This is a genomic window from Pseudomonas sp. R9.37, assembly GCF_963878885.1.
GTDB lineage: Bacteria > Pseudomonadota > Gammaproteobacteria > Pseudomonadales > Pseudomonadaceae > Aquipseudomonas.
On record NZ_CAWNZA010000032.1, the window covers coordinates 364,619 to 377,850 of the forward strand.

Sequence of the window (13,232 nt, forward strand, 5' to 3'; positions counted from 1 at the left end):
AAACATCGGAAACGAAAAAGCCCCGTAGCGTGTTCAGCTACAGGGCTTGTGCCTTGGCGGCGTTGTTAACTCAGCGTCCGCGTTCTCTATTGGCCTGGGAGAGGACCGAGGCAGCGAGGGATTTGGTCTGGTCGCTGTATTTATCGCTCTGAAGCGCCTTCGCTGCTTTCTCCTCCATCTCGGCGCTCGTCTGCTTGTCTGTACCGCTCTGGGCCAACGCCGAAGCGGCAAGGCTTTTGGCAAGGGCCGAGGCGTTTGGATTATTGAGGGTTTCCGCCGCCAAGGTGGCCATCTTGCCGGAGGTTTTCTTGGTGTTTTTGCTCATGATGCAACTCCTTTGCTGTGTGGGATTTCCTACCTGAAAATCGCTGGACCACGATAGTGAGTTGCAGAACAGGTCGCAACGCGCTGCCTGTAGGCAACGTTTGGGAAACCGGTACGAAAGGCGCAAGCGTGATGTAAGGCGTCTAATCGATTGCACTGATGGTTATTATCGAAACGCTCGCCTGTGTGATTGCCCAACCCGCTTCCTATAATCGCCCCCACTCTCCCTTCCCCTCGCCTGCTTCAGGCGACATGTCCCTATGGAACCCAATACCATGCCAAGCGCCAGCCCGGCTCCCAGCGGCCTTCCCGAACATAATCAACAGAGCGTCAAACAGCAGTGGCTGGCGATACTCTCGGTCGCCGTGGGCGCCTTCGCCTTGGTGACCAGTGAGTTTCTGCCGGTGGGCGTACTCAACGACGTTGCCAGCGACCTCGGCATCAGCGCCGGCCACGCCGGCCTGATGGTGACCCTGCCCGGCATCATGGCCGCCCTGGCCGCGCCGTTGCTGTCTGTCAGCATTGGCGCCATGGACCGTCGTTACCTGCTGATCGGTCTGACGCTGATCATGATCATCGCCAACTCGGTGGTGGCCTACGCCAGCGATTTCAGCGTGCTGTTGTTCGGCCGCGTACTGCTGGGCATCAGCATCGGCGGCTTCTGGGCGACAGCGATCGCCCTCAGCGGGCGCTTGGCACCCAAGGGTGTGGGCGTAGCGAAGGCCACGTCGATCATCATGATGGGAGTGACGCTGGCCACCGTGCTTGGCGTGCCTGTTGGCACCTGGCTCAGTGGCCTGATGGGCTGGCGCATGACCTTTCTGGTGACCGCGCTGGTGGGCGTGCCGGTGCTGCTGGCGCAAGTCCTCCTGCTGCCACGCCTTACCCCGGAAAAAGCCATTCAGGTCCGCGACCTGCCGGCCTTGTTCATCAACCCACAAGCACGGGTCGGGTTGATCGCCGTCTTGCTGATCGGGCTGGCGCACTTTGCGGCCTACACCTATGTCGCGCCCTTCTTCAAAAACAGCTCCGGCTTCGACGGCCCAACGATTGGCTCACTGCTGCTGCTTTACGGTGTGGCCGGCGTGATGGGCAATGTCTTTGCCGGTTTCGCCGCCAACCGCAGCGTCCGTTACACCTTGCTGCTGGTCGCGCTGATGATCGGCACAAGCACCGCGCTGTTCCCCTACTTCGCCACCGGCATGACCGGCGCCGCGATGTTGATCGGGCTGTGGGGCTTCGCCTTCGGCGCCTTCCCGGCTTGCGCCAGTATCTGGATGTTTGTAGTAGCGCCCAAGGATGTCGAACGCGGCATGCCACTGTTTGTTGCCTTGTTCCAAGTGATCATTGCCTTGGGCTCGTTCTTTGGCGGACGGATCGTCGATCAGATGGGCAGCGCGATGTTGTTGAGTTTGGCGACGGCGTTGGTCGGCTGTGGGTTTGTGACGGTATTGGTGCTGGGGCGCAATGTGAGCAATAGCTTGGTGGCGCAGCCCGGCTGACCAGGGAGGAATGACTGAAAGGCCTGCTGGGCGTTGAGCTCAGCAGGATTTTTTAGTTTCTGAGGTAGCGGATTATTGGGTGGGTGTACCTGTCGGGGAACTGCGCTCCAACACAGCTTCCACTAGCGCCTGGGTGCTCTCGTTCAATTAAGCGAGGTGCATGATCACTGGTGAGTGGATGTTGTCCGGGTCTTGTTGGCAAGGGTTGTTTCGATGCCAATAGCTGCGGGCAATAGGCTCGAATCCTTCTCAGTCGCTCAGGCAAGCTGGATCAGAACGCATGCAAGCTAAGGGTTGCGCATGGTTTTGCTAGGAATACATACCCCCTGAAGAAGCCAACTAATGAAAGCAATCCATCGAACCCAATCGTTATGCTCCAGAAATTCCAAGGGTGGAGAAAAAAACAATAACGAGCCGTGGTGCGCCACACTAGACTGAGCCGCCGCCCACAGTAAAACACCAACAAGGCATATCCAAAACCACTTAACAGTAAAATTATCACCAGAATAATGCTTACTGATTGAACGCCAAAATAAAAATCCCAAAAGAGAAATAAAAAAATAAATGGCAGTGACAAGAATCTGGTCAGCGCCCATTTTCTTTATACTCTTTATATAAGACATTTATGGTGCTTATATCAGCTGCAGCATCGAGTACCAAGGCGGCTTTACTTGCGTCGACGTATCCACGCTGGTAATCGGCTCGAACATAACGAAACAGACGCCAGGAGTCAGGCCTCAACACCAATCGACCTGCACCATATGCTGACATCAATAAATCTGCACCTCCGTACGCCATATTTCCTTCAGACTCACCACCGCCCATTGCTTTGGCAACTTCATGGTATCCCTTGCGTAACGGCCCTTGAGTGTCCGAGCGGCCCTCCCACAAATTTCGTCCCCCCTCATAGACGTTGTTGGCTCCGTGCGCGATCAGCGGCGCTCCAGCGACCAGGCATAGCGTACCGAAGGACGCGTAGCAAATGCCTGCCCCTGTCGCGAACTGCAGTGCACCGGCAATCACCCCGACACCTTTTTGTGCGACATCCCGTGCTTGCTCAAGCAGGCTTTTTTGTTCGCTTTCCAGCTCCCTCATACCCTGCTCTGGGGACTTTTTACCCTGCTCCACATCGCGGACGATGCTTCTCGCGAAGAACGCTACCTCACGGTGGAACTGCAGTCGCAGAACTCCATCTTTGATATGCCGTGCGCTCACGGTACACGCCTGGTTAGCCAGAATGCTCCCAGCACGACTGACCTGCCAAAAATCGCAGCTATCGGACCTGTCGCCATCCACTCTGTCCGTCAAGGGTTTCACTCATCGCCTCCCCAAGCGCTATAGCCTGTTGTGCCAGCAAGGTGGTGGGCCCACGTGATGCTCCGATAACGAATCGCTAGATGTTCCTGTGGTTCGGCATCGTTTTGTAAAATGACATGCGGCATATCCAGCGTCAGGTCTGTGATAACACCGCCTTCAATCGAGATTGAGTAAAACTTTTGCTGCTGTCCAAAGGAAGATATTCGATAAAAGTTAATCGTACATTCAATTTCCTCTCTACTTGAAAGCGCTTGAGCGAGTAAGGGTGACGATTTATCAACATTTTTTGTGAGCACAATTGGGCGATGCGTCGGCTTGTTCACGTTGCCAATATTCGCCATGTTATGGCTGTATGAGAGCACCATGATTTCATCTAAATGGCCCGGCTGACACTTATTACCTATCGACTCCTGACTTGAACAACCCGCTGAAATCAATCCTTGAACCTTACCGGTGATCGACATATAACCAGTGTTCGCCATGGGTAACCTTCTCGTACTCAACCAATCGGCTGAGTAGACTATTACAGCGATCAAGGATGCACGTGTAGGACGCGTCCGGTTCTCAGGAAAATCTGAGACTTCTGATTTCAGCGCACTGTCGTCGTCATAAATGGCGTTGAGAGCATCGGTAGGTCGGGAGTCAGCCTTTTCACGATGTAACAACACGTTATGAAGAAGTTACTAATCTCTGCTTTCAAACAGGACTGGGTGGCAGTTGTCCTCGGGTGTTCTGATGACCGAGGAAGATTAAGCCATTGAAGGAATGGAAAAAACTTGGCGATACCGTTCGTCAGTCGCTCACGGAGGAATGGGTATAAGTACTGAAGATCTCCGGATTGACGCTAACCGCCTGCATGAGATGCCTGATGGCTACAGCTCAAGCGACGTAGCAGCCAGGCTAATTTTTCAGGTGACTGATTAGAAAATCACCGTCGCTGGGGCGACCTTTGACATACCAGATCGTGATCAGGTTTATCGGAAAGCAATTGAGCGATTGAGCCTGCGGCCGATTTATAAGCCAACGCAAAAAAGCCCCGCAGCCTATTCAGCTACGGGGCTTTTTCTATGTAATGGCGGAGAGATAGGCCGCCAACTTAGTATTCGCCAATGTCCTAAAAAATCCACAACCCCTAGATAAAACAAGGCTTACAGCCTAGTATCCGTCCATTAGCGTCCCGAGAGCATCCGCTGAATCCCACGTTCAGTGGAAGAACACGTGGGGGAACAGACGCGTGGGCTCAACAATTCTGATTGCCTTGGGTTCGTTCTTTGGCGGACGGATCGTCGATCAGATGGGGGGCGCGATGTTGTTGAGTTTGGCGACGGCGTTGGTCGGCTGTGGGTTTGTGACGGTATTGGTGCTGGGGCGCAATGAGCAATAGCTTGGTGGCGCAGCCCGGCTGACCAGGGAGGAATGACTGAAAGGCCTGCTGGGCGTTGAGCTCAGCAGGATTTTTTAGTTTTAGATGTTAGACAGGATCTGCCGTGTTTATCCGCCGGGAAATCATGCTCAAATAGATCCACCAGCGTTTGGCTTGTGCATTGTTTTGCTAGGAATACATATCGCTTGAAGGATAGCACTGATGAATGCAATCCATCGAATCCAATAATTACTCACAAGAAACTCCAGAGGGGACGAAAAAAATAAAATAGATCCGTGACGAGCTACGTTATATTGCACCGTCCCCCAAAGTAGAACGCCAGCAAGGCAAAGCCAAAACCATTTCTCTTTAAAGCCTTCACCAGAAAGATGCCTGCTAATTGAATAACAACACAAGAAAACCAAAACAGAAACTATAAAATAAAATAAAGTTAAAAAAATATTATCACTGCTCATTATTCTTTATATCTCTAGTCAAATTATCCATCGTCACTCCGGCAGCAAACGCGTCAAAAACTAAGGTAAATTTGCTAGCCTCGACATATCCACGTTGATAGCCACTACGAACATAACGAAACAGACGCAAGAACCAGGCTTTAAAACCAACCTGGTCGCACCATACACTGACATCAATAAATCGCCGCCTCCATACGCCATATTCCCTTCAAACTCACCACCGCCCATTGCTTTAGCAACTTGGTGGTAAACCTTGCGCACCGGCCCTTGAGTGTCCGAGCGGCGCTCCCACAAATTGCGTCCGCCCTCATAGACATTATTGGCTCCGTGCGCCATCAACGGCACTCCGGGGACCACACATAGCGCACCGATAGACACGTAACAAATCCCTGCTCCGGCCGCGAATTGCAGTGCACCTGCAATCATCCCAATACCCTGTCGAGAAATTTCCATTGACTGGTCAAGCAGGCCTTTTTGCTCGTTCTCCAAGTCCCTAAGACCCTGCTCTGGGGACTTTTTACCCTGCTCCACATCGTGGACAATACTTCTCGCGAAGAACGCTACCTCACGGTTGAACTGCAGTCGCAGAACTCCATCTTTGATATGCCGTGCGCTCACGGTACACGCCTGGTTAGCCAGAATGCTCCGAGCACGACTGACCTGCCAAAAATCGCAGCTATCGGACCTGTCGCCATCCACTCTGTCCGTCAAGGGTTTCACTCATCGCCTCCCCAAGCGCTATAGCCTGTTGTGCCAGCAAGGTGGTGAGCCCACGTGATGCTCCGATAACGAATCGCTAGATGTTCCTGTGGTTCGGCATCGTTTTGTAAAATGACATGCGGCATATCCAGCGTCAGGTCTGTGATAACACCGCCTTCAATGGAGATTGAGTAAAACTTTTGCTGCTGTCCAAAGGAAAATATTCGATAAAAGTTAATCGTACATTCAATTTCCTCTCTACTTGAAAGCGCTTGAGCGAGTAACGGTGACGATTTATCAACATTGTTTGTGAGCACAATTGGGCGATGCGTCGGCTTGTTCACGTTGCCAATATTCGCCATGTTATGGCTGTATGAGAGCACCATGATTTCATCTAAATGGCCCGGCTGACACTTATTACCTATCGACTCCTGACTTGAACAACCCGCTGAAATCAATCCTTGAACCTTACCGGTGATCGACATATAACCAGTGTTCGCCATGGGTAACCTTCTCGTACTCAACCAATCGGCTGAGTAGACTATTACAGCGATCAAGGATGCACGTGTAGGACGCGTCCGGTTCTCAGGAAAATCTGAGACTTCTGATTTCAGCGCACTGTCGTCGTCATAAATGGCGTTGAGCGCATCGGTAGGTCGGGAGTCAGCCTTTTCACGATGTAACAACACGTTATGAAGAACTTACTAATCTCTGCTTTCAAACAGGACTGGGTGGCAGTTGTCCTCGGGTGTTCTGATGACCGAGGAAGATCAAGCCATTGAAGGAATGGCAAAAACTTGGCGATACCGTTCGTCAGTCGCTCACGGAGGAATGGGTATAAGTACTGAAGATCTCCGGATTGACGCTAACCGCCTGCATGAGATGCCTGATGGCTACAGCTCAAGCGACGTAGCAGCCAGGCTATTTTTCAGGTGACTGATCAGAAAATCACCGTCGCTGGGGCGGCCTTTGATAAACCAGATCGTGATTAGGTTTATCGGAAAGCAACTGAGCGATTGAGCCTGCCACCGATTTATAAGCCAACGCAAAAAAGCCCCGTAGCTTATTCAGCTACGGGGCTTTTTCTATGTAATGGCGGAGAGATAGGGATTCGAACCCTAGGTACCGGTGAAGGTACAACGGATTTCGAATCCGTCCCATTCGGCCACTCTGGCATCTCTCCAACGGCGCGCATCATAACAGTGTGTTTCGCGGAAGCAAACCCCAAATGCGATTTTTTTCCGTGCTATCAGATGCTTGCGTCGATTAAAGCGGTACGCCGAGACGATTGGCGACTTCTTCGTAGGCTTCGATAACGTCACCGAGGCCCTGGCGGAAGCGGTCTTTGTCCATCTTCTTCTTGGTGTCTTTGTCCCACAGACGGCAGCCGTCCGGGCTGAATTCATCGCCCAGGACGATGGAGCCGTCGTGAAATACGCCGAATTCCAGCTTGAAGTCGACCAGCAGCAGGCCAGCGTCGTCGAACAGCTTGCTCAGCACCTCGTTGACCTTGAGGGACAACTCCTTCATGCGTGCCAGTTGCTCAGCGGTGCCCCAACCGAATGCCACGACGTGGGATTCGTTGATGAACGGGTCGCCCTTGGCGTCGTCCTTCAGGAACAGCTCAAACGTGTAAGGGTTGAGCTTGAGGCCCTCTTCCACGCCCAGACGCTTGACCAGGCTGCCGGCGGCGTAGTTACGCACAACGCATTCAACCGGGATCATGTCGAGCTTCTTGACCAGGCACTCGTTGTCGCCCAGCAGTTTGTCGAATTGGGTCGGGATGCCCGCCGCTTCGAGTTTCTGCATGATGAAGGCGTTGAACTTGTTGTTCACCATGCCTTTGCGGTCGAGCTGTTCGATGCGCTTGCCGTCGAACGCCGAGGTGTCGTTGCGAAACAGCAGGATCAGGCGGTTGGCGTCGTCGGTCTTGTACACCGACTTGGCTTTGCCGCGGTAGAGTTCTTCACGTTTTTCCATGATGGGCTCCGCTTGCTAAATGGTGGGCTAGGCGATGTGTCGCCAGTCGAGCCCTGAATCTTGATCGGCCAGTTGCAGCCAGTCCGGGTCGCACCCGAGGGTGTCGACAAAACATTGCCGGGCCAGCTGCGGCAGGTTGTTCTTGCTGCTTAGGTGGGCCAGGACCAAGTGCTGAAGGTCTTGCCAGCCCAACTCATACACCAGGTACGCCGCCTGGTGGTTATTCAAATGTCCCAGCTCGCCGCCCACCCGTTGCTTGAGGAAGTACGGATAATGACCGCGCGCCAGCAAGTCTCGACAGTGGTTGGACTCGATCATCAATGCATCGAGGTTGCGGTATCCATCCAGCACTTTGGAACAGTAGGAACCCAGGTCGGTGAGCACGCCAAAACGTCGCTCTCCGTCGCTGAATACATACTGCGTGGGCTCCTGGGCGTCATGCGCAACGGCAATCACATCGATGCTCAACGCACCAATCTGCAGCTGCTCGCCGCCAGCCAGGAAACCTGCAGGTTCTATGGGTTTGCGCATCCCGCGCTGTGTGCCGCGACTCAGGTACACCGGAAGATTGTAGCGCCGAGACAGCAAACCCACGCCATGCACGTGGTCGGCATGTTCGTGGGTCACTAGAATCGCGCTCAGCTGCGTGGGGTGAACCCCCAGGCGCAGCAGGCGCCGCTCGGTTTCTTTTAACGAGAAACCACAATCCACCAGCACGTACGTGTCGTCGTGGGCGACCAGCGTGCCGTTCCCTTGGCTACCGCTGCCGAGAACGGCAAAACGCATTGGATCAGCCCAGGTTGTCCTGAATCACGCCCAACACTTTGCGCGCTGTTTCAGCCGGCGCAACGGTGTTGATGTTTTTCTCGACGGTGACTTGCACGCTTTCGCCCACTTTGCTCAAACGAATCTGGTAGCGCTCGGCGCGGGTTTCGACCTCTTCCTTGGTCGGCTTGCTGCCGAACAGTTTGCCGAAGAAACCTGGCTCGTCGTCTTTCTTCTCGGCTTTTTCAGCCACGTTGATGTAGTACAGACCCAGGCTGCGGTTGATGTCTTCAACGCGCCATGGGCCTTTCTCCAACGCTCGGCCAACACTGGCCCAGGCACGGTCGAGGTCTTCACCCAGGTTCAGTACCACGTTGCCACTGCCGTCCTCGGTGAGGCTGACGCGGTTCGGCGTGTCGTAATCACGCGCAGCGAGCAGCGACACCGAACCGCCCTTCTCGGAGATACGGCTCATGCTGGCCAGCATCTCGTCGACCAGCGCGGCGTCCACGCCCATGTTGACCGAACGCGGGGTGAAATCGACAGCGGCGGTGCTGCCGGCGGGACGCTCGGCGCTGACCACGTAGACTTCACTGGTATTGCGCTGCACGCCCGGCTCGATGCGCACACGCACACGGGCTTCGCTGTCAGCGGCTACACCGCCGGCCTGCAGGCGCTGGGCCATGTTGGCGGACAGTTCGCTGCTGCGCTGCCAGGCAGTGGTGAATTCACCGGTCTGCGGGCGTTGCTGGTCAATGCGAAAACCGTTGTCCTGGAAAAACTGCACCGCCACTGGCCAGACTTCGGCAGGTGGGCGCTGGGCGATAATCCAGCGGTTGTCGCCGCTCTTCTGCAGGCTGTAGTCGCTGGCATCAGCCACGGCCGAGATCGGCTGTGGACGTGGCACCACGTATTCACCCTTGGTGGTGTCGTCGGCAACGTTGCGCGGAATAGGCAGCAACGGGTCAAGGCGCTTGGCGACATTGACGTCCGGCGGCAGTTGCATCGGTTTGGTTGCTTGTGCTTCCAGGTAATCGCTGCCGCGGTCACGGAAGTAACCATCCGGGCCCCAAATCCAACCGCAGCCACTGGTGCTGGAGATAATCAAGGCAAGTGCGGAAAGTCCGGCCAATCGCTTCATGCGTAGTGCTTCCTCAATTAAACCAGGACGCCGGACTGGCGCAGGGCCTGTCGCAGCGGTTCGTGACAGGCTTCGCTGAGCCGGGTGAGCGGCAGACGGATACCGTCCGGCATCAAGCCCATCTCAAACAGCGCCCATTTCACGGGAATAGGGTTGGATTCAATAAACAGTGTCTTGTTGAGCGGCATCAGCTTCTCGTGGATCGCGCGGGCGGTCACGGCATCACCGGCGATGGCGGCGGCGCACAGTTCGCTCATGGCGCGCGGGGCGACGTTGGCGGTCACCGAGATGTTGCCCTTGCCACCCAGCAGGATCAGCTCGACAGCCGTGGCGTCGTCACCGGAATACACCAGGAAGTCGCTGCTCACGCCGGCCAGAATGTCCTTGGCGCGCTGCAGGTCACCGGTGGCTTCTTTGATACCAATGATGTTCGGCACGGTGGACAGGCGAATCACGGTCTCGGCCTTCATGTCGCAGGCAGTGCGGCCGGGTACGTTGTAGAGGATCTGCGGGATATCAACGGCTTCGGCAATGGTGCGAAAGTGCTGGTACAGGCCTTCCTGGGTCGGCTTGTTGTAGTACGGGGTCACCAGCAGGCAGGCATCGGCGCCGGCTTTCTTGGCGTTTTTGGTCAGCTCGATCGCTTCACGCGTCGAGTTGGCGCCCGTACCGGCGATCACGGCGATACGGCCCGCAACGCGCTTGACCACGAATTCGATCACCTGGATGTGTTCTTCCACATCCAGTGTGGCCGACTCACCTGTGGTGCCGACCGCCACAATGGCGTTGGTGCCCTCTTGCAGGTGGAAGTCCACCAGTTTGCCCAGGCTATCCCAGTCGAGATGACCTTGTGCATCCATGGGTGTGACCAGTGCCACCATACTGCCCGCAATCATGCAACCGCTCCTGCCGGAAAAAGAGAGCCGTAATGGTACTGGCGCCAAGATGCTTGTACAAGCGAAGTACCGCCTGAGGATGCGTTCTGGGGCAACTAAACGATGGGCAATGCCATCATTGGGTCAAAGCGTGCCTTGAAGCACGCTGAAATCAGACCGATCACGCAATGAAAACGCCACCTCCTATCCCTTGGCGGCGGTTTTCGCTACCCTTCATCCTTTGATCGATACAGCCCTGACCGTATCGACCGCTCATCGTTTTAGGAAGGCTGCATGTCCACCCCCACAGTTCGCGAACAATTCCTTGTTATCAGTGCCCTCGGCGCCAACCCCATGGAGCTGACCAACGTCCTGTGCCGCGCCAGCCATGAAAACCGCTGCGCCGTCGTAACCTCCCGCCTCACGCGCCATGGCGAGTGCAGCGCGCTGGTGCTGCAGATTTCCGGCACCTGGGACGCCTTGGCGCGCCTGGAAACCGGCCTGCCGGGCCTGGCCAAGAAGCATGACTTCACCGTCAACGTAGTGCGCAGCGCCGCACTGGAAAACCGCCCGCAGGCTCTGCCTTACGTGGCATACGTCAGCTCGGCTTACCGTTCGGACATCGTCAATGAGCTGTGCCAGTTCTTTATCGACCACAACGTCGAGCTCGAGAACCTGACCTGCGACACCTACCAGGCGCCACAGACCGGCGGCACCATGCTCAACGCCACGTTTACCGTGACCTTGCCGGCGGGCGTGCAGATCAGTTGGTTGCGTGACCAGTTCCTGGATTTCGCCGATGCCCTTAACCTCGACGCCTTGATCGAGCCATGGCGCCCACAGAACCCAATGTAAGGAAGTCTCTATCCATGCCGGTAGTCATCGATAAACCCGTGGCCGATTTCGAAGCCCAGGCCACCAGCGGCCAGACCTTCAGCCTCGCAGCCCTCAAGGGCAAGCAAGTGGTGATCTACTTCTATCCGAAAGACAGCACGCCGGGCTGCACCACCGAAGGCCAGGGCTTTCGGGACCAGTACGCAGCGTTCAAGGCCGCCAACACCGAGGTGTTTGGCGTGTCGCGCGACAGCGTGAAGTCCCACGAAAACTTCAAGGCCAAGCAGGAATTCCCCTTCGAGCTGATCAGCGACAAGGACGAAGCGGTTTGCCAGCTGTTTGATGTGATCAAACTGAAGAAGCTTTACGGCAAGGAATACCTGGGCGTTGATCGCAGCACCTTCTTGATCGACAAGGACGGCGTGCTGCGTCAGGAATGGCGTGGCGTGAAAGTGCCAGAGCATGTGGACGCCGTCTTGGCGGCGGCGCAGGCGCTGAGCAAGGCTTGAATGGTTGGGGCGAACACCGGGTGTTCGCCCTCATCATTACAACAAAGGCGCCACCACCGGTTCTTGCCGCGGCCACGCATCCAGTACGGCCTTGAACAGTGTCGCCAGGGGAATCGCAAAGAACACGCCCCAAAACCCCCACAACCCGCCAAACAACAACACTGCACAGATGATCGCCACCGGGTGCAGGTTGACGGCCTCCGAGAACAACAGCGGCACCAGTACGTTTCCGTCCAGGGTCTGGATAATGCCGTACACCGCCATCAGGTAGATGAACTGATCACTCCAGCCCCACTGGAACAGCGCGATCAACATCACCGGCACCGTTACCACCACCGCGCCGACGTAGGGCACCACCACCGACACCCCCACCAGCAACGCCAGCAATGCCGCGTAGTTCAGGCCGAGCGCGACGAAAGCGATGTAGGTGACGCCCCCGCAGATGACGATCTCAATGACCTTGCCGCGGATGTAGTTGGCAATCTGCCGGTTCATTTCCTCCACCACTCGGGTAATCAGCGCTCGCTCACGTGGCAAGTAACCACTTACCCAGCGGCCAATCATCGCGCGGTCCTTGAGAAAGAAGAACACCAGGATTGGCACCAACACCAGGTAGATCATGATGTTGACCAGCAACGGCAGACTGGACAGGGAAAAGGTCAGCGCCCATTGCCCGAACTTTCCGATCTCGCCGCGCGCCACTTCGATGGCCTGCAGCACCTGCTCGTCAGACACCAGGTGCGGATAGCGTTCAGGCAACAGCAGCAACAGCGATTGCCACTTGGCGAGCATGCCCGGCAACTCGTTGAATAACGTAATCAGCTGATGCCACAGTAACGGCAGCACCACCACGATGAACACCACCAACAACCCCATGAACAACGCAAACACCAACCCTACCGCGACCCCGCCCGGCAAACGCATACGCTCCAGCGTGGTGACCAGGCCTTGCATCAGGTACGCCAACACCATCCCCGCCAGCACCGGTGCCAACATGCCGCCCAAGGTGAGTACGGCGGTAAAAGCCAGGAACAGCAGGACCGCCAGCACCACGGCTTCCTCATCGGAGAAGTAGCGCTGAATCCAGTCTCGTAACACTTTGAACATCAATCAACCTCGGGCGGTAGGGGCGAACGGTTCAGGCCTTGCGCAACCAATAGCGGTATACACCGGCGGCGTCTTCTTCATGCAACAGGGTGTGGCCAGCCAACTTGGCAAACGTGCGGAAATCACGCTGGGAGCCTGCGTCCGTGGCGATCACCTTGAGCACTGCACCGCTGGCCAATCGATTGAGTTCCAGCTTGGCCTTAAGCAACGGCAACGGGCAATTGAGGCCGCTGGCATCGAGTTCGGCATCAAAGGCTACAGCGTCGGTCATGGTTTTACTCCGGGCACGCGTTTGGGGTGCTTAGAATATCTGGTCCGAAGCTCAGTGTCCGGCTACAGT

At 55.8% G+C, this 13,232-nt stretch carries 15 protein-coding genes, 1 tRNA gene and 1 pseudogene; 4 read left to right on the forward strand and 13 right to left on the reverse strand.

Going from position 1 to position 13,232, the window contains the following annotated elements:
- Window positions 1–70: 70 nt before the first annotated feature.
- Complete coding sequence (locus AACU78_RS17490) at window positions 71–325, reverse strand: hypothetical protein (RefSeq protein ID WP_106577004.1); 255 nt, start codon at window positions 323–325, stop codon at window positions 71–73.
- 274 nt (window positions 326–599) lie between these two features.
- On the opposite strand from AACU78_RS17490, the gene AACU78_RS17495 reads away from it, so the two are divergent.
- On the forward strand, window positions 600–1,826 hold the full coding sequence (locus AACU78_RS17495; RefSeq protein WP_106577300.1) for an MFS transporter: 1,227 nt from the start codon (window positions 600–602) through the stop codon (window positions 1,824–1,826).
- 287 nt (window positions 1,827–2,113) lie between these two features.
- On the opposite strand, the gene AACU78_RS17500 is transcribed toward AACU78_RS17495, so the two are convergent.
- The 3 genes from AACU78_RS17500 to AACU78_RS17510 form a co-directional block, all read right to left on the reverse strand.
- Window positions 2,114–2,422, reverse strand: a complete 309-nt coding sequence (locus AACU78_RS17500) for a hypothetical protein (protein WP_106577005.1) — start codon at window positions 2,420–2,422, stop codon at window positions 2,114–2,116.
- Window positions 2,412–3,041, reverse strand: a complete 630-nt coding sequence (locus AACU78_RS17505; protein ID WP_256586937.1) for a DUF4225 domain-containing protein — start codon at window positions 3,039–3,041, stop codon at window positions 2,412–2,414. The genes AACU78_RS17500 and AACU78_RS17505 overlap by 11 nt, the downstream gene beginning before the upstream one ends.
- 98 nt (window positions 3,042–3,139) lie before the next feature.
- A complete protein-coding gene (locus AACU78_RS17510) occupies window positions 3,140–3,625 on the reverse strand; it encodes an Hcp family type VI secretion system effector (protein WP_106577007.1) in 486 nt (161 codons plus the stop codon).
- Window positions 3,626–4,389: 764 nt separating this feature from the next.
- On the opposite strand from AACU78_RS17510, the pseudogene AACU78_RS17515 reads away from it, so the two are divergent.
- Window positions 4,390–4,549, forward strand: a pseudogene (locus tag AACU78_RS17515) (MFS transporter); the annotation flags it as partial.
- Window positions 4,550–5,042: 493 nt separating this feature from the next.
- On the opposite strand, the gene AACU78_RS17520 reads toward AACU78_RS17515, so the two are convergent.
- From AACU78_RS17520 to dapA, 7 genes are all read right to left on the reverse strand, one after another.
- Complete coding sequence (locus AACU78_RS17520; RefSeq protein ID WP_339382661.1) at window positions 5,043–5,600, reverse strand: DUF4225 domain-containing protein; 558 nt, start codon at window positions 5,598–5,600, stop codon at window positions 5,043–5,045.
- A gap of 98 nt (window positions 5,601–5,698) precedes the next feature.
- The gene (locus AACU78_RS17525) at window positions 5,699–6,184 is read right to left on the reverse strand and encodes an Hcp family type VI secretion system effector (RefSeq protein ID WP_106577009.1); all 486 of its coding nucleotides are present in this window, start codon (window positions 6,182–6,184) and stop codon (window positions 5,699–5,701) included.
- A gap of 590 nt (window positions 6,185–6,774) precedes the next feature.
- Window positions 6,775–6,864, reverse strand: a tRNA-Ser gene (locus tag AACU78_RS17530).
- Between the two features lie 83 nt (window positions 6,865–6,947).
- A complete protein-coding gene (gene purC / locus AACU78_RS17535; protein ID WP_016971341.1) occupies window positions 6,948–7,661 on the reverse strand; it encodes a phosphoribosylaminoimidazolesuccinocarboxamide synthase in 714 nt (237 codons plus the stop codon).
- A gap of 27 nt (window positions 7,662–7,688) precedes the next feature.
- Window positions 7,689–8,447, reverse strand: a complete 759-nt coding sequence (locus tag AACU78_RS17540; RefSeq protein WP_106577010.1) for an MBL fold metallo-hydrolase — start codon at window positions 8,445–8,447, stop codon at window positions 7,689–7,691.
- A 4-nt stretch (window positions 8,448–8,451) separates the two neighbouring features.
- Window positions 8,452–9,567 (reverse strand): outer membrane protein assembly factor BamC, encoded by a 1,116-nt coding sequence (bamC, locus tag AACU78_RS17545; RefSeq protein WP_106577011.1) that lies wholly within the window; start codon window positions 9,565–9,567, stop codon window positions 8,452–8,454.
- A 17-nt stretch (window positions 9,568–9,584) separates the two neighbouring features.
- Window positions 9,585–10,463 (reverse strand): 4-hydroxy-tetrahydrodipicolinate synthase, encoded by an 879-nt coding sequence (dapA, locus tag AACU78_RS17550; RefSeq protein WP_106577012.1) that lies wholly within the window; start codon window positions 10,461–10,463, stop codon window positions 9,585–9,587.
- Window positions 10,464–10,736: 273 nt separating this feature from the next.
- Between dapA and AACU78_RS17555 the strand changes: the two genes are divergently transcribed.
- Both AACU78_RS17555 and AACU78_RS17560 read left to right on the forward strand, forming a co-directional pair.
- Window positions 10,737–11,297: a glycine cleavage system protein R gene (locus AACU78_RS17555; RefSeq protein WP_003172487.1), complete on the forward strand. Its 561-nt coding sequence runs from the start codon at window positions 10,737–10,739 to the stop codon at window positions 11,295–11,297.
- Between the two features lie 14 nt (window positions 11,298–11,311).
- On the forward strand, window positions 11,312–11,785 hold the full coding sequence (locus AACU78_RS17560) for a peroxiredoxin (protein WP_106577013.1): 474 nt from the start codon (window positions 11,312–11,314) through the stop codon (window positions 11,783–11,785).
- 36 nt (window positions 11,786–11,821) lie between these two features.
- On the opposite strand, the gene AACU78_RS17565 is transcribed toward AACU78_RS17560, so the two are convergent.
- Together AACU78_RS17565 and AACU78_RS17570 are read right to left on the reverse strand one after the other, a co-directional pair.
- Window positions 11,822–12,892 (reverse strand): AI-2E family transporter, encoded by a 1,071-nt coding sequence (locus tag AACU78_RS17565; RefSeq protein ID WP_106577014.1) that lies wholly within the window; start codon window positions 12,890–12,892, stop codon window positions 11,822–11,824.
- 31 nt (window positions 12,893–12,923) lie between these two features.
- Complete coding sequence (locus AACU78_RS17570; protein WP_010212198.1) at window positions 12,924–13,163, reverse strand: sulfurtransferase TusA family protein; 240 nt, start codon at window positions 13,161–13,163, stop codon at window positions 12,924–12,926.
- Between the last annotated feature and the right edge of the window lie 69 nt (window positions 13,164–13,232).